Annotated in this window: 13 protein-coding genes; 10 read left to right on the top strand and 3 right to left on the bottom strand. The window is 61.5% G+C overall.

Annotated features, from left to right (window positions below; translation table 11 throughout):
* The 9 genes from AD662_RS15655 to AD662_RS15695 all read left to right on the top strand — a co-directional run.
* On the top strand, positions 1-917 hold a 917-nt coding region (locus tag AD662_RS15655), incomplete at its 5' end, for a 4-alpha-glucanotransferase (RefSeq protein ID WP_169788912.1).
* Positions 914-3,700 (top strand): malto-oligosyltrehalose synthase, encoded by a 2,787-nt coding sequence (locus AD662_RS15660; protein WP_053188651.1) that lies wholly within the window; start codon positions 914-916, stop codon positions 3,698-3,700. The genes AD662_RS15655 and AD662_RS15660, both read left to right, overlap by 4 nt.
* 20 nt (positions 3,701-3,720) lie before the next feature.
* Positions 3,721-4,044 carry a DUF2934 domain-containing protein gene (locus tag AD662_RS15665; protein WP_018601361.1) on the top strand — a complete coding sequence of 108 codons (324 nt, stop codon included), beginning with the start codon at positions 3,721-3,723 and terminating at the stop codon, positions 4,042-4,044.
* A gap of 220 nt (positions 4,045-4,264) precedes the next feature.
* Positions 4,265-6,424, top strand: a complete 2,160-nt coding sequence (glgX, locus tag AD662_RS15670) for a glycogen debranching protein GlgX (RefSeq protein ID WP_018601363.1) — start codon at positions 4,265-4,267, stop codon at positions 6,422-6,424.
* 249 nt (positions 6,425-6,673) lie between these two features.
* Complete coding sequence (locus tag AD662_RS15675) at positions 6,674-7,438, top strand: PIG-L deacetylase family protein (RefSeq protein WP_018601365.1); 765 nt, start codon at positions 6,674-6,676, stop codon at positions 7,436-7,438.
* 291 nt (positions 7,439-7,729) lie between these two features.
* A complete protein-coding gene (locus tag AD662_RS15680; protein ID WP_371103454.1) occupies positions 7,730-8,494 on the top strand; it encodes an endonuclease/exonuclease/phosphatase family protein in 765 nt (254 codons plus the stop codon).
* Between the two features lie 180 nt (positions 8,495-8,674).
* The gene (locus AD662_RS15685) at positions 8,675-11,098 is read left to right on the top strand and encodes an autotransporter family protein (protein WP_053188656.1); all 2,424 of its coding nucleotides are present in this window, start codon (positions 8,675-8,677) and stop codon (positions 11,096-11,098) included.
* A 294-nt stretch (positions 11,099-11,392) separates the two neighbouring features.
* Entirely contained in the window at positions 11,393-12,310 is a 918-nt protein-coding gene (locus AD662_RS15690; protein ID WP_053188659.1) for an autotransporter domain-containing protein, read from the top strand.
* Positions 12,311-12,594: 284 nt separating this feature from the next.
* Positions 12,595-14,220: an NADP-dependent glyceraldehyde-3-phosphate dehydrogenase gene (locus tag AD662_RS15695; protein ID WP_053180008.1), complete on the top strand. Its 1,626-nt coding sequence runs from the start codon at positions 12,595-12,597 to the stop codon at positions 14,218-14,220.
* A gap of 18 nt (positions 14,221-14,238) precedes the next feature.
* On the opposite strand, the gene AD662_RS15700 is transcribed toward AD662_RS15695, so the two are convergent.
* On the bottom strand, positions 14,239-15,132 hold the full coding sequence (locus tag AD662_RS15700; protein ID WP_053188663.1) for a DMT family transporter: 894 nt from the start codon (positions 15,130-15,132) through the stop codon (positions 14,239-14,241).
* A gap of 133 nt (positions 15,133-15,265) precedes the next feature.
* On the opposite strand from AD662_RS15700, the gene AD662_RS15705 reads away from it, so the two are divergent.
* Positions 15,266-15,703, top strand: coding sequence for an Lrp/AsnC family transcriptional regulator (locus AD662_RS15705; RefSeq protein ID WP_018601377.1), 438 nt, complete (start codon positions 15,266-15,268; stop codon positions 15,701-15,703).
* A 164-nt stretch (positions 15,704-15,867) separates the two neighbouring features.
* On the opposite strand, the gene AD662_RS15710 is transcribed toward AD662_RS15705, so the two are convergent.
* On the bottom strand, positions 15,868-17,217 hold the full coding sequence (locus AD662_RS15710) for a hypothetical protein (protein WP_053188666.1): 1,350 nt from the start codon (positions 17,215-17,217) through the stop codon (positions 15,868-15,870).
* A gap of 303 nt (positions 17,218-17,520) precedes the next feature.
* The gene (locus tag AD662_RS15715; protein ID WP_053188668.1) at positions 17,521-20,013 is read right to left on the bottom strand and encodes a UvrD-helicase domain-containing protein; all 2,493 of its coding nucleotides are present in this window, start codon (positions 20,011-20,013) and stop codon (positions 17,521-17,523) included.
* Positions 20,014-20,197: the final 184 nt, after the last annotated feature.

A 20,197-nucleotide genomic window follows, 5' to 3' on the forward strand; every position in this document is an offset into this window, starting at 1 on the left:
GCAGCCAGGCCTGGAGCCGGCAGGACGAACTGCTCGCCTCCCTGACCGTGGGCGCCCCGCCGGACATTCTCAACCGCTCCGGCCAAGGCTGGGGGATCTCGGCGTTTTCCCCGGAAGGCCTGGTGCGTAACGGCTTTCGCGCCTTCATTGAAATGCTGCGGGCCAACTTCGCCCACGCCGGCGGCTTGCGCATCGATCATGTCATGGGTTTGCAACGGCTCTGGGTGATCCCTAACGACGCCCCACCTCGCGATGGCGCCTACCTGTATTACCCGGTGGACGACCTGCTGCGCCTATTGGCGCTGGAATCCCATCGTCATCAGGCTATCGTGCTCGGCGAAGACCTCGGCACCGTGCCCGACGGCCTGCGCGAAAAACTCATTGCCCGCTCGATCCTGGGCATGCGCGTGCTGTTGTTCGAACAGGACAACACCCACTTCAAGCCCATTCTCGACTGGCCGGACAATGCCCTGGCCACCACCAGCACCCACGACTTGCCCACGCTCAATGGCTGGTGGCACGGTCACGACATCGACTGGAACGCCCGGCTCGACCTGATCGACTCGCACACCGAAATGGATTGGCGCAAACACCGCGAGCGCGAACGCGAAGGCCTGCGCCAGGTGCTGAACCAGGACCCGCAGAACTTTCGCGAAGAACACCGCGAGACCGACCAGGTGCTCGATGCCAGCGTGCGCTTCCTCGGTCACACCCGCGCGCCGCTGGTGTTGCTGCCGCTCGAAGACGCCCTGGGCATCGAGGAGCAAGCCAACCTGCCGGGCACCATCGACACCCACCCCAATTGGCGCCGCCGCCTGGCCGGGCCAAGCCAGACGTTGCTGGATCACCCGGACGCTGCCCGGCGTCTGGAAATACTCGCCTGCGCGAGGCTTCAGGCGAACGAGCGTGACCGATGAAACAGCCGTTGATCCAACCCCTGCGGGCAACATTGCGCCTGCAGTTTCATAAAGGCTTCACCCTGGACGATGCCATTCCCCAGGTGCCGTACTTCGCTTCGCTGGGCATCAGCCACCTGTATGCCTCGCCGCTGCTCAAGGCCCGCGCCGGCTCCATGCACGGCTACGACGTCGTCGACCCGACCCTGGTCAACCCTGAACTGGGCGGCGAAGCCGCGCTCAAGCGCCTGGTCGCGACCTTGCGCGAACATCGGATGGGCTTGATCCTCGACATCGTGTCCAATCACATGGCCGTCGGCGGCAACGACAACCCCTGGTGGCTGGATCTGCTGGAATGGGGGCGCCTGAGCCCCTACGGTGAATTCTTCGACATCCAGTGGCACTCCCCCGACCCACTGATGGAAGGCCAATTGCTGCTGCCGTTCCTGGGCAGCGACTACGGCGTGGCGTTGCAGGAAGGCACCTTGCAGCTGCACTTCGGTGCCAACCACGGCAGCTTCTACGTCGAGCACTACGAACACCGCTTCCCGATTTGCCCGATGCACTACGGCGAACTGCTCAAACCCGCCGAAACCTTGCCCGCCGAGCAAACCGAAGCGCTCAAGGCCCTGGCCGAGCGCTTCACCACGCTGAATTACCAGACCGACGCCCACACCCTCGCCCGCCCGCTGCAAACAGAGTTGCAGGACCTGGCGGCACAAGCGGACATCTTCGCCGCCATCGAGGACAACCTGGGCGGCTACGACTCTACCGACCCCGAAGGCTTCGAGCGCCTGCACCAACTGCTCGAGCGCCAGAGCTACCGGCTCGCCAGCTGGCGCACGGCAGCGGACGACATCAATTGGCGGCGCTTTTTCGATGTCAACGAACTGGGTGGGCTGCGGGTCGAGCGTCCAGCGGTATTCGAGGCGACCCATGCCAAGATTTTCCAATTGATCGGCGAAGGACTGGTGGACGGCCTGCGCATCGATCACATCGACGGCCTTGCCGACCCTCGTGGTTACTGCCGCAAATTGCGCAGGCGCGTCGATTCACTGTCGCCGACCCGACACCTGCCGATTTTCGTCGAGAAGATCCTTGGCGATGGCGAGACGTTGCGGCGGGACTGGAACATCGACGGCAGCACCGGTTACGAATTCATGAACCAGGTCTCGCTGCTCCAGCATGACCCGGCCGGCGCCGCCCCCCTCGCCGAATTCTGGAACCGGCATAGCGAGCGGCCGGCGCACTTCATCGAAGAAGCCCGCCTGGCCCGCCAGCAGATCCTCAATGGGTCGCTGGCCGGAGACTTCGAAAGCGTCGCCCAGGCCTTGCTGCAAGTGGCCCGTGACGATGTGATGACCCGCGACCTGACCCTGGGCGCGATTCGGCGGGCCTTGCAGGAACTGATCGTGCACTTTCCGGTGTATCGCACCTACATCACACCTGTGGGGCACTCCGTCGAAGACGAGGTGTTCTTCAACCAGGCCCTGGAAGGCGCCCGGCAAACCCTCAGCGAAGCCGACTGGCCAGTGCTCGACTGCCTGGCCGGCTGGCTCGGTGGGATGCCCTGGCGGCAACGCCCGCGCGGTAGCCAGCGTAAACGCCTGCGCCATGCCTGCGTGCGTTTCCAGCAACTGACCTCGCCGGCCGCCGCCAAAGCCGTGGAGGACACCGCGCTCTATCGCTCGGCGGTGCTGTTGTCGCGCAATGACGTGGGCTATAACACCGAGCGCTTCAGCGCCCCGGCCCAGGAGTTCCATCAAGCAGGCCTCGATCGACTCGAACATTTTCCCGACAACCTGATCACCACCGCTACCCACGACCACAAGCGCGGCGAAGACACCCGCGCCAGGCTGGCGGTGCTCAGCGAACGCGCCGATTGGTACACCGCCTGCGTGGAGCAATGGCGCATTCTTTCGCCTTCGCTGCACAGTGACCCGGCGGCGCCCTCGGCCGGTGATGAACTGATTCTGTACCAGGCCTTGCTCGGCAGCTGGCCACTGGACCTCGACCTCCAGGACCACAAGGCCCTGGCCGCCTACAACGAGCGCCTGTGGCAATGGCAACGCAAGGCCCTGCGGGAAGCCAAGCTGCAAAGCAGCTGGGCGGCGGTCAACGATGCCTATGAGCAAGCCACCCAGATGTTCCTCGAACGGTTACTGCTGGGCGATGAGGGGTTGCCCTTGCGCAGTGCCATCGCCGAGGCGGTCCAGACCATCGCCCCGGCGGGCGCCCTCAACAGTCTGGCGCAAACTTTGCTGCGCATGACCGTACCCGGCGTACCGGACCTGTACCAAGGCAACGAGTTCTGGGATTTCAGCCTGGTGGACCCGGACAACCGTCGCCCGGTGGATTTCCAGGCACGCCGCGAGGCGTTAGGGGCCGACAGCACGCCAGCCGCGTTGATACGCGATTGGCGTGACGGCCGAGTCAAACAGGCATTGATCGCCAGGACGCTGGCCGTGCGAGCCGAGTATCCGCAGCTATGGCGCCAGGGTCGCTACCAGCCCCTGGAAGTGCTCGGTGAGCAAGCTGAGCGAGTACTGGCCTTCATGCGTGAAGACTCGCAACAACGGGCGATCATTGTTGTACCTGTCCATGCGGCGCCGTTGCTGGAAAACAGTGCCGTGCCGCTGGTGGCTGCGTCGGATTGGGGCGATACCCGTGTGTCGTTACCGTTCGCCGCTGGGGATGAAAAACTGAAGGGACTTTTTTCAAGCGCAACAGTCACACCCCAAAGGGAGCTGCTGATCAGCACCGCGCTGGGGAATTTCCCGGTCAATGTCTTTATCCAACCTTGAGTTGAATCAGGAGCACTGCGATGAGTACCGACGATAAACGCATTCGCGAATTCGCCTATCAGATCTGGGAGTCCGAGGGTAAGCCCGCCGGGCAGGAGAAACGCCATTGGGAGATGGCGCGCAAACTGGCCGAAGCCGAAGCACTGGCGCCGAGCAAGCCACCCAAGGCGGCGAGCAAATCAGCGGCCAGCAAAACCGATGGCGTCAAGCCTGCTGCCGCCAAGAGCACCACGGCCAAGACCGCCGCAAAAAGCACGCCCCCCAAGGCCAAGCCTGCGGCCAAAGCTGTTGCGACCACCGCAGACAAGAAGCCACGGGCCACACGCAAGCCGCCGGCGGTTTGATTCATCCCCCTATCGGTCTCGTTGCCAGGTGGGAGCAAAGCTTGCTCGCGAAACAGGCGCCTCGATTTCTGAAGGAGCGCATCGCTTCATCGCGGGCAAGCCTTGCTCCCACAGAAAAGCAACGTTGTCCCACATAGCGGGGCGGTGCGACGTTTCGCTAAATCCCCTCGCCACAAGTGAACCGCATCGCTGTATCTGTCTGTCTTTTGCAGGAGCAACTATGACCCGTCCAAACAAAACCACGCCGCCGCCCGTGATCGAGGCTTCGCGGATTCGTGAGGGGCTGCCTTTTCCACTGGGTGCAACCTGGGATGGCCTCGGGGTCAATTTCGCGCTGTTTTCAGCCAATGCCACCAAGGTGGAACTGTGCATTTTCGATGATGCCGGCGAAGTCGAACTCGAACGCATCGAGCTGCCGGAGTACACCGACGAGATTTACCACGGCTATCTGCCGGACGCCCATCCAGGGTTGATCTATGGCTACCGCGTCTACGGTGCATACGACCCGGCGAACGGCCACCGTTTCAACCCGAACAAGCTGCTGATCGACCCGTATGCCAAGCAACTGGTCGGCCAATTGAAGTGGTCCGAAGCCCTCTTCGGCTACACCATCGGCCATCCCGATGGCGACCTCAGTTTCGATGAGCGCGACAGCGCCCCGTTCGTCCCCAAGTGCAAGGTTATCGACCCGGCGCACACCTGGGGTCACGACCATCGGGTCAGCGTGCCCTGGGACAAGACCATCCTGTATGAGACCCACGTACGCGGCCTCACCATGCGTCACCCTTCGGTGCCGGAGAACGTGCGCGGTACGTTCGCCGGGCTGATGGTCGACGATGTGCTGGAGCATATCCGCAAGCTGGGTGTCTCGTCGGTGGAACTGCTGCCCATCCATGCCTTCGTCAATGATCAGCACCTGCTGCACAAAGGCATGACCAACTACTGGGGTTACAACAGCATCGCCTTCTTTGCCCCGGACCCACGCTACCTGGCCAGTGGCAAGATCGCCGAGTTCAAGGAGATGGTCGCGCACCTGCACGAGGCCAACCTGGAAGTCATCCTCGACGTGGTCTACAACCACACCGCCGAAGGCAACGAACAGGGCCCCACCCTGTCCATGCGCGGCATCGATAACGCTTCGTACTACCGGCTGATGCCCGACGACAAACGCTACTACATCAACGATTCCGGCACCGGCAATACCCTGGACCTGAGCCATCCTTGCGTTCTGCAAATGGTCACCGACTCCCTGCGCTATTGGGCCACGGAGATGCACGTCGATGGCTTCCGCTTCGACCTGGCGACCATCCTGGGTCGTTACCATGACGGCTTCGACGAGCGCCACAGCTTTCTCGTGGCCTGTCGCCAGGACCCGGTGCTGCGCCAGGTGAAAATGATCGCCGAGCCTTGGGACTGTGGCCCCGGGGGCTACCAGGTGGGACGCTTCCCGCCGGGCTGGGTCGAGTGGAACGACAAGTTCCGCGACACGGTACGGGCCTTTTGGAAGGGCGACGACGGCCAGCTCGCCGATTTCGCCAGCCGAATGACGGCTTCGGGCGAGATGTTCAACCAGCGTGGCCGGCGTCCGTACGCCTCGTTGAACTTCGTCACCGCCCATGACGGTTTCACCCTGCATGACCTGGTGTCGTACAACGACAAGCACAACGAGGCCAACGACGAGAACAACCAGGACGGCAGCAATAACAACCTGTCCTGGAACCATGGCGTCGAAGGCCCGACGGACGATCCAGAGATCAACGCGCTGCGCCATCGACAGATGCGCAACTTCTTCGCCACCCTGCTGCTGGCCCAAGGCACGCCGATGATCGTCGCCGGCGACGAGTTTGCCCGTACCCAGCACGGCAACAACAATGCCTATTGCCAGGACAGTGAGGTCGGCTGGATCAATTGGAACCTGAGCGAGGACGGCGCGGCGCTGCTCAAGTTCGTCAAGCGCCTGATCAAGTTGCGCCTGACCTACCCGATCCTGCGGCGCGGACGGTTCCTGGTGGGTAACTACAACGAGGATATCGGCGTCAAGGACGTGACTTGGCTGGCCCCGGACGGCAGCGAAATGACCATTGAACAATGGCAGGACAGCCATGGTCGCTGCCTCGGCATGTTGATGGACGGCCGTGCCCAGGAAACCGGCATTCGGCGCAAGGGCGGCGATGCAACGCTGCTGCTGGTGGTCAACGCACACCATGACATCGTCAACTTCCGCCTGCCGGAAGTCCCAGAGGGCAGTTTCTGGACCTGCATGGTCGACACCAACCAGCCGACCGTTCGTGGCCAGGAGCGCTTCGATTTCGATTCCGAATACTCCGTCACCGGACGCTCGCTGCTGCTGTTCGAACTGCAACGCGAAGAAGAGGAATGAAGTCCCGGCTGTAAACCGCCAGGAGGACCGCAAGGACGCGGTTTTCGATGCACACAGCCCAGTTTGAAGAAAAAAATGCAGTTCAGACACACATCTCGCAAGACGAATCGGCCGACATGGTCAATACTTCACATGCGGTAGTCTCCAGGATTCGGAGCGCTGTGAATCGCAGTCATACCCACGCGGGCGTCATCGGACAGTAGGCCCGGTAGATGGCTGAAAGATTGAATACACACAAGGATGTCTCTCATGAAACCAGCCTCTCGCTTGCCTGGCCGGCAGCATCCGCAAATCTGGAACAGTGCTGCGCAACTGGCCGATATCCCGATTATCAGTACCCAGACGCTCATTCCCGCCGGCGCCCGCGCGGTCGTCCTCTCCCCGCATCCGGGCGATGAGATCGGCGCCTGTGGCGGATTGCTGCAGTTGCTGAACAATCTGGATCAACCCATGTTGCTGATCTCGGTCTCCGATGGAGCCCTGATCCATCCCGGTTCACCGCTGTGGACCGATGAGCGCCTGCGTACACACCGCCCTCACCCGCAGGAAAGCGTGGACGCCCTGCATCGCCTGGGCATTGCAGCCCATGGCCTGCAATGGGTGCGCGGCGGCTTCCCGGAAAAGGCCCTGGCCGAACACGAGGCCGAGCTCACCGACTTTATTGCACGTCACCTGCGCCCCGGTGACGTGGTGTTCAGCACCTGGCGCCAGGATGGCGACAGCGACCACGACGCCGTCGGGCGCGCCGGGGCCCTGGCCGCCGACAGGATCGGGGTGGCGTTCAACGAACTGCCGGTGTGGGCCTGGCACTGGCCGGTCCGCGAGCAAAATAAAATCCCCTGGCACCGGGCCCGCAAACTGCGCCTCGACGTCTGGACCACCGCCCGCAAGCGTCACGCCATGTACGCCTACGTCAGCCAACTCAACGGAGAACCGGCAAGTGGCATCGCCCCCCTGGTGCCCCGGGTCATCCTGGATCGGATGGGGCTGCCGTATGAGATTGTCTTCATCTGAGTACGCACCGGTAGAAGCGGTTTTGTTTGCGGATGGCGGTGATTCAGACACCGCCATCGCGAGCAGGCTCGCTCCCACAATGGATTTGCGGGGATATGCAACATCTGCGTACGCCACCGCCCTCCCTGTGGGAGCGAGCCTGCTCGCGATAGCGCTGGGCCAGGTACGATGAACCCAGCAGGAACATGAAAAATCCGGAACTGCCGGCGCCTTGGGTCAGTCGCATGAACAGGTACGTCTGATTCAGGAGGGAACGTGACTCAAGATCCCGATTGGCGGACCGTCGAACCCATGCCATCGGACCTGCCTGCGGCGGTTCATCGACTGCGGGTCCTGACGGTCAACACCCATAAGGGTTTCACCGCCCTCAACCGTCGTTTCATCCTGCCCGAGTTGCGCGAAGCGGTGCGCAGTACCGGCGCCGACCTGGTGTTCCTGCAAGAGGTGCTGGGCGAACATGACCGACACGCGTCACGCTACAACAACTGGCCCCAGACGTCCCAGTACGAATTCCTCGCCGACAGTATGTGGAGCGACTTCGCCTACGGCCGCAATGCGGTCTACCCCGATGGCCACCATGGCAACGCCCTGCTCTCCAAATACCCGATCCGCCAGTTCCGCAATCTCGATGTGTCCATCACCGGCCCGGAGCGGCGCGGGTTGTTGCACTGTGTGCTGGATGTGCCCGGGCACGCCGCTGTCCACGGGATCTGCGTACACCTGAGCCTTCTGGAAAGCCATCGCCAATTACAGCTCAAACTGCTCTGCCAACTGCTCGATTCGTTGCCCGAGGACGCCCCGGTGATCATCGCCGGCGACTTCAACGACTGGCAACTGCGTGGCAACCTCGCCCTCGCCCGCCGTGGCTACCTGCACGAAGCCTTCGAGCAACACCTCGGCCGCCCCGCCAGGACCTATCCGGCCCGCTTCCCGCTGTTGCGCCTGGACCGCATTTACCTGCGCAACGCCAGCAGCCACGCCCCGCAAATCCTGGGCAACAAACCCTGGACCCACCTGAGCGACCACCTGCCGCTTTCAGTGGAAGTGCATTTGTAGGGCGGGCCTTTGCGGCTCTTTCTGCGCGCTGACCTGTAAGTTCTGACAGTAGCGACGCTGGTTTTTCATTGCTAGGGTGCCATCCCATACAGCGAGCGTTGCCAGGCCCTATGTGCCATCTGTTGTGCAACCGATGCTGAAACCGGTGTCCACGGGGATGCCGATGCAGAGGGATAGCACATGATTCGGCACGATAAAGGATTCAATCGGCTGTTCAACGCTGTGTGGATATCAGCCCCCTTCCTGTTACCCGTCCCGGCCGCCATGGCCGCTTGCACGCTGACGCCAACCGCAGGCGATGACGCTTATGTCTGCGACAGCGGCACCAGTCCTGGGCTGACAGACCTGTCGGGTAACAACAGCCTGACCATGCCCGCCAACGGCAGTGGCGTCATTAGCGGCGACGTCACGTTTGGCACCGGCGTCGACCGCATCGTGATCAATGCCAACGGCGTGATTGACGGCGATGTCCAGCAAGGCTCCGGCGTGGACGACTTCATCATGAATGGCGGCAGGATCCTGTCCCTGGCACAAGGTGACGGTCTCGATACGTTCTTGATGACCGGCGGCACTATCGTCGACGCGTTCGAAGACGGCGACGTCGCGACGATGACCGACGGCACCATTGGCCGGGTCGACATGAAACTCGATGACAACGTTTTCGATATGTCCGGTGGAAATATCATCGGCAACCTGGTGACCGGTTTCGGCCAGGACACCATCATCCTCGCCGCAGGACGCATCGGCGGCAATGTCAGCGTCAGCGGCGGCAATGACAGCATTACCGTCAGCGGTGGCGAAATCATCGGCGAGGTCCGGGCCAGTGCCGGCGATGACCAGTTGCAGTGGAGCGGCGGCCTCATTCATTCGGCCATTTTGATGGGCGACGGCAACGACACGGCGCTGTTGAGCAACCTCGATGAAAGCCTGCTCGCCACCACGCCCAGCCTGAACGGAGGGTTGGGCCAGGACGTCTTGACGTTCAGCGGCAGCACCTCCAGCTCCGGCGCCCGCTACCTCAACTTGGAAACGATCAACCTCACCCAAGGCTCGCAACTGGACCTTGACGACACCCTGACCTTGGGGGACAGCGCCACCGCCACCGGGACGCTCAACATAGAATCCGGCAGCACGCTAACATCGACCCAAGGCGTCATTGCCCCTTTTACTGCCGGTCAGTTGGCGACGCTCAACAATGCCGGCGCCGTAGACCTCACCCAGGGCAACACCCGCACCAACGACACCCTCACTGTCCAGGGCAACTACGTCGGTAACAATGGCCAGTTGCGCCTGCAAACGGTACTCGGCGCCGACGACTCCCCCAGCGACAAGCTGGTGGTCAATGGCGGGACACTCACCGGCAGTACCGCCATCACGGTCACGAACCTGGGCGGTACGGGCGCACAGACGGCTCAGGATGGCATCGAAGTGGTCCAGGCCCAAGGGGGCGCGGTCAGTGATAGCGGCGCCTTTTCGCTGGCACAATCGGTCTCGGCCGGGGCATTCGATTACCGCTTGTTCAAGGGCGGCGTAACCGGCAATGAAAACAACTGGTACCTGCGTTCCACTGTGGTCGCCGGACCGGTAGCGGCGCCCAGCCCGACGTTGCCCGTACTGCCGGTCGCAGTACCCGGCGCAGCGCCCATTCCTCTGTACCGGCCGGAAGTGCCGACCTGGTCGGTATTGCCCCCGGCAGCGGCACAACTGACCCTGATGGCCCTGGGCACGTTCCATGACCGCCAGGGCGACCAGCGCCTGCTCACGGAAAACGGCGCGTTCGGTGCGGGCTGGGGCCGGGTCTATGGCAAGGATCTGGATCAAACCTGGGCCGGCACGGTGACGCCGCGGTTCGATGGGTCGATCAAGGGCTTCCAGGTGGGCAATGACCTGTACAGTTCGCCGCTGTCCAGTGGACAGACCCAGCGCATTGGTTTCTTCGTCGGCCATACCGAATTGAACGGTAACGTCGATGGGTTCAACCTGGGTTTCGAAGGCCGACGCGCCGGCAAGATAGAACTCGACGGCGACAGCTACGGGCTCTACTGGACGCTCACCGACCCCACTGGCGGCTACGTCGACGCCGTGGTGATGGGCACGCGACTGGACGGCGACAACCGCTCCGAACGCGGCCTGAAAATCGATAATCGCGGGCACGCCCTGACCCTTTCGGCGGAAGCCGGTTACCCCTTCGCGGTGGCCGCCGACTGGGTCCTCGAACCCCAGGTGCAGATCATCCACCAGAAGGTCTCCCTGGACACGCAAGACGACGGCGTGTCCAAGGTCGAGTTCGATTCCGACAGTGCCTGGACCGGCCGTCTCGGCGCTCGCCTCAAGGGCCGCTACCAGGTCAGCGGCATGCCCGTGGAGCCGTATCTGCGCGCCAACCTCTGGCACACGTTTTCCGGCACCGATACGGTGACGTTCGACGACACTGAGCGGGTCGAGACCCAGCAGCGCGCGTCCACCGGCGACCTGGGTGTCGGCGTCATCGTGAGCCTGGCACCCACGGTCAGCGTCTACGCCGCAGCGGACTACAGCAACAACCTCGACAGCCTTCAGCAACGCAGTGTGTCGGGCAATCTCGGTGTACGGATCAGCTGGTAGGCAGGTTCTGCGACGATGATTTGACGCCCAAATACTCGCCTTAATAACCAATTGAAATCAGCATCTTATTGACGCTGATTTCATCTTGCCATTCATCGTTCATTTTCTTGACGCGCCGCCATCGGTCTTCTTGACTACACCGTACTACCCCCGGAAGTACAGTCAGGGGCAGGCCTCTGGAACCCGCCAAGACGGGCCGCCAAAGGCTTGCCTCAATCCATTCGGTCGCCCCTCATTCGGGGTAGGAGAGACGCCAAAAAGCGAGAAACGCATGCGATTGCAAGGCAGGCCCCCATGAAAACTTCCCTCCGTCCGCAAGATATCTCCACCGCCACCCTCCACACCCTCTCCACTTCGTTGTTGCTGCTTTCCTCCATGGAGGTACAGGCCTGGCCTGCCGAGGAGACAGTGCAGCCCTGGTATGGCCGAGCACAGTCCGACAACCTCAATACCGCATTCATCGGCAGTGACCCCGCCTCCGGCAAGAGCCCCGCCCTGTTCACATTGCGAAACGACAGCGGCCATACCCAGCGCATGGGCCTGATCAGCGGGCAAAACCAGATCATTTCAACGGGAAGTGGCCAGCTGGTAACGCCTGCGATGGCCGAACCGGGCAAAGATGCCCTGAACCTGACAGGCTCGAGCCTCGGCGCCTATTGGAGCCTGACCGGCCCCGCCGGCTGGCACGTGGACCTGAGCGCCAGCGGCGGCCGGGTCAATGGCTACAGCCGCACCGAACAAGGCCAGCGCCAGGCCAGCGAAGGCAATGCCGTGACGCTGTCGGTCGAGGGCGGCTTTCCGATTGGCATCGGGACCCACTGGGTCGTCGAACCCCAGGCGCAGTTGATCAACCAGCGCATCACCCTCGACACACCGAATGCCGAAAGCGGCACCGGCAATGAACTGAACAGCTGGAGTGGCCGCGTCGGCGCACGACTCAAAGGTAATTACCAAGTCAACGGTCTCGGCATGGAGCCCTATGTGCGAACCAACCTGTGGCATACGGTCCAGAGCGCCGATACCTTGTCCCTGGATAAGGTCGACAAGATCAGCAGCAGCCGAAAGTCCTCCACCGTCGAAGTCGGCCTGGGCCTGGTGGCCCGGGTCACGCCGGCGGTAAGCCTGTATGTCAGTGCCGATTACAGCAGTGACGTCGACGACAACGACCTCAACGGCATCATTACCAGCATGGGGGTGCGGATGCGCTGGTGAGCCATTGATACTCCAATGCTACGCCCGCTGGCCCTGTAGGAGCTGCCGAGCGAAGCGAGGCTGCGATCTTTTGATCTTTCGCTTGGGACTCAAGTGCCTGGGGAAAGATCGCAGCCTCGCTGCACTCGTCAGCTCCTACACAGCTCCTACACCGCGCCTACATAAACACGGCGCAAGCAATCTGCCGCCACTTAAAAAACACCTCCATTAAGGCGTATAACGCTAAAAGCGATTTATACCTGCAAGCCGTCTGCCCTGGCTCATTTCATTGATGGAGTAACGACATGACCACAGCCCCCTTCCTCGCCAACCTGTTTCCCGGCGCCGCCGACATCCCGCAGGCCTACCGCCTCGAAGGCCGGATCGAACAGCGCGAATACCTCGTCGACGGCGTCCTGCAAACCTGGCAAGGGCCACTGGCCGTCGTCCGCAGCCCCGTTTACCTGACGGGTGAGCTGGGCGATGAGCAAGTGATTCTCGGCAGCACACCGCTGCTGGACGCCGAAACCGCCCTCACCGCCCTGGACGCTGCCGTGCGGGCTTACGATCGCGGCCAGGGCCAGTGGCCCACGATGCGCGTCGCCGAGCGCATCCGCCACGTGGAAACCTTCCTGGCGCGCATGCGCGAGCAACGCGAGGCCGTGGTCAAGTTGCTGATGTGGGAGATTGGCAAGAACCTCAAGGATTCCCAGAAGGAATTCGACCGCACCTGCGACTACATCGTCGACACCATCAACGCCCTCAAGGAGCTGGACCGCCGCTCCAGCCGCTTCGAGCTGGAACAGGACACCCTCGGGCAGATCCGCCGCGTGCCCCTGGGCGTGGCCTTGTGCATGGGCCCCTACAACTACCCGCTGAACGAAACCTTCACCACGCTGATCCCGGCCTTGATCATGGGCAACACCGTGGTGTTCAAGCCGGCCAAGCTCGGCGTCCTGCTGGTGCGACCGTTGCTCGAAGCCTTCCGCGACAGCTTCCCGGCAGGCGTGATCAACGTGATCTACGGCAGCGGCCGCGAAACTGTCAGCGCGCTGATGGCCAGCGGCAAGATCGACATCTTCGCCTTTATCGGCACCAACAAGGCGGCCAGTGACCTGAAGAAGCTTCACCCGCGACCACACCGCCTGCGTGCCGCCCTGGGCCTGGATGCGAAGAACCCCGGGCTGGTGCTGCCGGAGGTCGACCTGGACAACGCGGTCAACGAGGCGCTGACCGGCTCGCTGTCATTCAACGGCCAGCGCTGCACGGCGCTGAAAATCCTGTTTGTCCATGAAGATGTGGCGCCGGCGTTCATCGAGAAGTTCAACGCCAGGCTCGCCAGCCTGAAACCCGGCATGCCCTGGGAGGACGGTGTGGCGCTGACGCCGTTGCCCGAAGCGAGCAAGGTCGATTACTTGCATTCGCTGGTCGCCGATGCACTCGCCAAGGGTGCAGAAGTGAAGAATGCCCATGGCGGCGAATCGCGCAGCTCGTTCTTCTACCCGGCGGTGCTGTACCCGGTGAACACCGCGATGCGGGTCTACCATGAGGAACAGTTCGGCCCGGTCGTGCCCATCGTGCCGTACCGCGACCTCAATACCGTAATCGATTACGTACTGGAGTCCGACTTCGGCCAGCAGCTCAGCATTTTCGGCACCAACCCGGCACAAGTCGGCAAGCTGGTGGACACCTTCGCCAACCAGGTCGGCCGCATCAACATCAACGCCCAGTGCCAGCGTGGCCCGGACACGTTCCCGTTCAATGGCCGGAAGAATTCGGCCGAGGGTACCTTGTCGGTCCACGATGCGCTGCGCACCTTTTCCATCCGCACGCTGGTGGCGACCAAGTTCCAAGACAGCAACAAGGCGTTGATCAGCGACATTATCCGAGAGCGGGATTCCAACTTCCTGACCACTGACTACATCTTCTGATCCACGCCCGAACATGGGCTACGACAGGGCTGGGCGCCGCGATTTGATACCCCAGCCCTGTTGCATGCCGGCAGCCGCCAGCAGGATCGCCGCCACGCCCAGCCATTGCAGCGGCTCCAGGCGATGGCCGAAGGCAAACCAGTCGACGAAGATCGCCGCAATCGGATAGATGAACGACAGCGCCCCGGTCAATGCAGTTGGCAAGCGTTGTATGGCGCTGTACAGCAACACGTACATCACGCCGGTGTGCACCATGCCCAGGGTCAGCAGGCTGGCCCAGGCTTCGGTTTGCTGCGGCAACGCCGAGAAGTTCGCCCAGGGCGCCAGCAGCAACACCCCGGTGCTGACCTGGATCAGCGCGATCAGATGAGGCGGCGTGCCGGTCAGGCGCTTGATGATCAACGCCGCGATGGCGTACAGCAATGCGGCCCCCAGCGCCAAGGCAATGCCCAGCAGATAGTCGCCGCCGCCCTGCCCTTGCTCACCATGGGCACTGACGATGGCCAGCATTCCGAGAAACGACACCGCCAGCCAGAACAGCTTCTGCGCGGTGATTTTTTCCCCCAGGAATAACGCCGCCAGCCCCACCAACATGAACGGCTGGACGTTGTACACCGCCGTGCCGATGGCAATCGAGGCGCGGGAATAAGAAGCAAACAACAACACCCAGTTGCCGACGATCGCCACACCGCTGAGTACCGCCAGCAGGAACGTGGTACGGGTGAGAATGCCGGGGCGCAAAAAGCCGAAACCGGCGCAGATCAGCAGCAAGGTCACGGCGCCGAACACGCAGCGCCAGAACACCACATCCAGCACCGGCAGGCCGGAAACCAGCACGAACCAACCAATGGTTCCGGAGATCAGCATGGCGGCAGTCATTTCCAGCGAACCGCGGCGTAAGGTCTTGTCCATCTTCAGGCTCCTTCAGCAAGTGGGCACAGTATGCCGAGCGGACCGGGGTCTTCTCCATGGCTTGAAAAAGGCTAAACTGCGATTCGACCTTTTTTATCAAGGCAACTTCACACATTCGCCTAATGGAGTTGATATGACTGACGATATTGATCAGATCCTCATCAGTGCCCTGATGGAAGATTCCCGACGCTCCCTCAAGGCCCTGGCAAACCTCAGTGGCCTGTCCTCCCCCAGTGTCGCCGAGCGCCTTCGCCGGCTCGAAGAACGTGGCGTGCTCAGGGGCTACACCGTCGAGGTGGACCCCAAGTGCTTTGGCTATCAACTCCAGGCCATCGTGCGTATTCGCCCGCTGCCGGGGCAGTTGCAGGAAGTGGAGCGGCAGATCCAGGCCATCGCGCAATTCACCGAATGCGACAAGGTGACCGGCGACGACTGCTTCATCGCCCGCCTGCACGTGCGCTCGATGGAACAGCTGGATACCTTGCTGGACAAACTCAATGTCCATGCCGAGACCAATACAGCCATCGTCAAGAAGACGCCGGTCAAGCGGCGGTTGCCGCCGATGGCGTAGGCATTTGCCTGGATTGAGTGAACACTTTATCCCTGTGGGAGCGGGCTTGCTCGCGAAGGCGATGTCACAGTCGACGAAGATGTTGAATGTACTGGCCCCCTTCGCGAGCAAGCCCGCTCCCACAAGAAACCCGGCCTCGGCGCCTGTCCGAGGCCGGGGGTACGCTACTGAAGCTCTTCCAGGTCAGGGCTGCGTTGTACTTTGAACACCTCTTGTTCAGGCGCATCGCTGGCCTTCATCAGGTTAAGCGATTTTACGTTGGTACAAGCATTCTTGCCGTCGGCATAGATGCCGCTGTGGTTGCATTTCCAGTCATAGAAGTTGGCCAGGGCACCGGACAATTGCAGGCTGTAATCGGTGCTCCGAGTACCCGGCGAAAACGGCTGCCCGGCCGGGATGTTCTGGAACCACTTCATCCATTCGTCGCTCCCCACCGGTGGCGGGTTGGGTTGGAAGGTCGGATTCATCGGCGCCAGTTGCTGGTACTCAGCGGTCATATGGCAACTCAGGCAGGACGCCTGGGGATTGTCCACGGGGCCGTTGAGGCGGCCGTTCCAGCCCAGGTGGGTCGGTGGCAGCTCCTTGGTGTTGGCATTGATCGCGGTCTGCTTCAGCGCCGGGTTGATCTTGGTTTCAGTCGGCGTCGGGTTGGTGAACGCGTTACCGTTCTCCTTGGGATCGTTCCCCCACATGATCCCCACTGGCACCAGGTTGTCCCAGCCCGATTTACCGGTCATCGCACCGTTGTACTGGAAGGTACCGAACAACCAGCCGGTTTCTTTCACGCGCGTGTCCCGGACGGCAATGTCCATCTGAATCAACGCGACTTTAGTGATGGCACGTTTGGTTGAGTAGAAGTCCTTGGCGGTGTAGGCACTCCAGAGCACCGGATTGACCAGCGAGGGCACCGTATTGATATCGATGTCTGCGAACAACGCCTTGCACACCACTGTGCCATTGGGAAATCCCTTTGGTTGCGAGGTGTAGCTCGGATCAGGATTCTGCGGGTCCTTCCAGACCTGGCCGATGGTGTACGCCCCTATATCGTTATAGATGCCGACCGCGTAGGTCTGGCCATTCCCGGTTTGGGTACTCGCCAACTGTTTGGGCTGGATCGGCGCCTCTTTGGTCAGCCCGTGAATAGCTTCACGACCGTTGGGGCCATAGTGCTGCCAGGGCATGTGATACCACTGACGAACCTTGTTTTTCTGCACGTCCCAGGCGACTTCCGTGTTGCCCTCCAGGCAATATTTTTTCACCTCGTTCATATAGGTGCGCCAGGTTTCAAAGTCATTGCTGAAATTGGCGGGCAACTGCTTGAAAAACGCCGGCATCGAAGACGGGCCCGGCGCCACGGCGGGGTAGTTCTGACTGAGCCGGAAAAATGGGGAAGGATACGAACTCTTGGGCGGCGCGAAGCCGTAATCAGGGAACGTTCCAGCCTGGGCGCCAACCATGGACAACGCGCCTGTCAGGGCCAGCAGTGCAGCGGTCTTTCCTTGGGGATGGTTCATCGATATCTCCTTATCGGGAGACGCCCGCCGTCCCAGCGAAGGGTTTAGCGATGCGCAGGGCCTCCTTCTGTTTCAGGCATTGGCACTATGCCAGACCTGCTCACGGTCCACGCTCAGCGACGTGACGCACCTCCTTGGCGCCCGCCAAGTGGGCACGGTCAGGCCTGGCTCTGGCAGCCGGGTGGGAACGTTATCGAGGGAGTGTGGCGAAGATTTCGCGCGATGATCGACCGATCAACCGCATGCCGACCTTGGCAATGCAATCCCTTGCCTTAGGTGTAGATCATTTATCCAAAGGTGCCATCATGCTCCAGGCTTTTGCCGGCCATTGGCCACACTCCGGCGATGGTCAGCAAAAAAGGGCTTATCCGTGGCAATACGATCCGAGGCTTTGGGTCCGTTGGCCGCCTGGCCGTCCTGACCATCGACGTACCAGTAACAGTACTGCACCGCACGCGTGATACCCACATACGCCAGGCGCAGGATTTCGTCCTTTTGCGCCGAGTCGTAAGCTTCGGCGTCACCGTCCTGGCCTAGCCCGGCCATTCGATAGACCTGGTTCTTGTAGGGTGAACTGCTCAGGTGCTGGCAGTCGCCCAGAAGGAACACCGCATCAGCCTGGAGCCCCTTGGCACTGTGATAAGTCATCTGCCTGAGCCGCCGGGCATCGTACGGCAAGCTAGAATCGACATTAACTGTTGGCTGAATATACTTTTCTATCAATAGCTTATCGCTGCTTTTTCGATACAACATCAAGATCGAATCGCCCTTGCGATAGTGCTCTTCCAATCGCAGGGCCAGCCCTTCGTCATCTCGATCCAGTACGTTGACTGGGCTCAGAGAGCGAGGCACACCACTGGCCTTAGCCTTTTTACCGGGGATAGCCGCAGCAGCCCGCACGATGTGCTCGGCCGCGTCGATGATGTACTGGTGGCTACGGTAGTTGTCGGTGAGCATGACCCGTGTCGTCGTTGGCGAAGGGAATTGCTTGTTGAACGCCATGAAGTAGCTCGGCGAACTGCCGCGCCAGCCATAGATCGATTGCCAATCGTCCCCGACACACAACAAGGAAGAGCGCTGGGCACCGCGCCCCACGTGCATCGCGGGTCCACGGCTGCGTACTTCCCGCAGACTGGCTCGCAGCCAGGAGACGATCTGCGGTGACACGTCCTGGAATTCGTCGATCATCAGGTGCGAAAGCGGCCTGAGCAACGCATCCCCCAGCAACTTGAAATTTTCCGGCGAGTGCTCGCTGAACAGCGCAAACATGCGGTTGTAGGTCATGACCGGCGGCGATTGGTCGAGCAGATGGTCTTCGAATGCCCGCCAGTAGCGGCTCAGCGCTTCGAAGAAATACCGATCGGGGTCATCCTGGGCAAACGACATCCGGCCCACGGCATCCAGGACGTCCAGGCCCAGGTTCTCGATAAAGCCTGCCGCCGCGACAAAACAGTCTAGCAATGGCGCTGAGCCCAGTTCGCCCTTGACCTTGTAGTCGAACCCAGGCCCGGCGCTGGCATCGCCGGCCATTGACGCTAATACACGTTTTGACGCCTCATAACTTTCCAACCATATCAGTGGCTTACGGCAGAAAGCTTGAAACAGGGTGCGCTTGACCGCCCATTCCGCACGGATGCTCAACTTGGCGCCCGGACGACTGAGCCGAGCGTCTTCCCGTGGATCGAACCCCAGTATCACCCAGGCATCCAGGGAAGGCGCGTAGCCGTGGCAGTGGAACGTCGAACCATTGATTTCGAACGTTTGTCGCTTCGGCCCGATCCCCTTGATCGGCCAGGCACCGGCGCGCAACCACAGGTCTTCGATGGCATCACATAATTCTTCGTCGCGCTGGGCTGCCAACTCGGTCACGGCGACGCGCTTTTGCACATCCGGGTGATCGCGTTCCAGCTCCTTGAGCTGCAGGGCGTGGCGGGACAACGGCAGGATCAGCTCACGGAAACGCCCGTCACGCTGGTAAAGGTTGTAATAGCAGGCGTTGAGTTGCTGGCGCTGGGCGTCGTTGATGCGCAAATCAAAGGGATTGCCCTGGGCATCATCGTCACCCGCTTCGGCGCGATGACTCAGGGTCTCGAACGCCTGGAGCCGTTCGAACCCGGGCAGGCTGCGGACCATGGGCAAGATGCGCGAATGGAATGTCCGCACTAGGTCACGAGCTTCCTTGAGGCTGACGGTACGCCCCCACAGGGCAAACACTTCGATCAGTTTCTGGATGAAATCCTTGCGTGACTCCCGGGTAAACGTCACCACGGTCATCGAGTCCAGTTCAAAACCCAGATATTGGGACAACAGCACAATGCGCAGCACCAGGGTGGTGGACTTGCCCGCCCCGGCCCCGGCGACCACCGAGGTCGAGGGCGTGTCGCTGAAAATCATCTTCCATTGCGCGGCGCTCGGTTGTGCATGCGCCGGTAGCAATCGGGCGACATCTGCCTTGATGCGTTTCTTCAGTTCGGCGGTCAGCGGCAGGCGCCAGTCATCGAACAGCAAATCATCGACCTGCGGTGCCGGATGCTCCGTGCTGCGCGAATCACGGATCAACAGGACCTGACGGCCCTCCTCAAGCCCTTCGGCCCGGCCTTCCTTGTAGCCATAGTCAAAACCGGCGGTATGACCGCTGCGGAAACCGTCGGCCTGGCCATGCAACCAGGAGGCACGATGCTGGGCACGCAGGCGTGTCAGGCCATGGCCGAAGAACCGGGCGGCCAGGCGCTTGAACAGCGGCATCTGGGCCAGGGATAGAAGCTCGGGGGGAAGATCGGGAGTGTGTTGCGCCACGCTGGGGACTCCGGTGTTCGTGAACCATGACGGCTATGGTGTCTGTATTTGCCGCCGGGTTCCACCCAAAAGCTTTTAAGTCATGGGTTTAGGCGATGAAGTGAAAGTTGGCTCACGGTTTTATATCTAAATAGACGATAGCTTTGACGCGTTTTTTACGCTTTTTATCGATGTTTTCATTGGC

This window comes from Pseudomonas kilonensis, assembly GCF_001269885.1.
In the GTDB taxonomy this organism is placed as follows: Bacteria; Pseudomonadota; Gammaproteobacteria; order Pseudomonadales; family Pseudomonadaceae; genus Aquipseudomonas; species Aquipseudomonas kilonensis.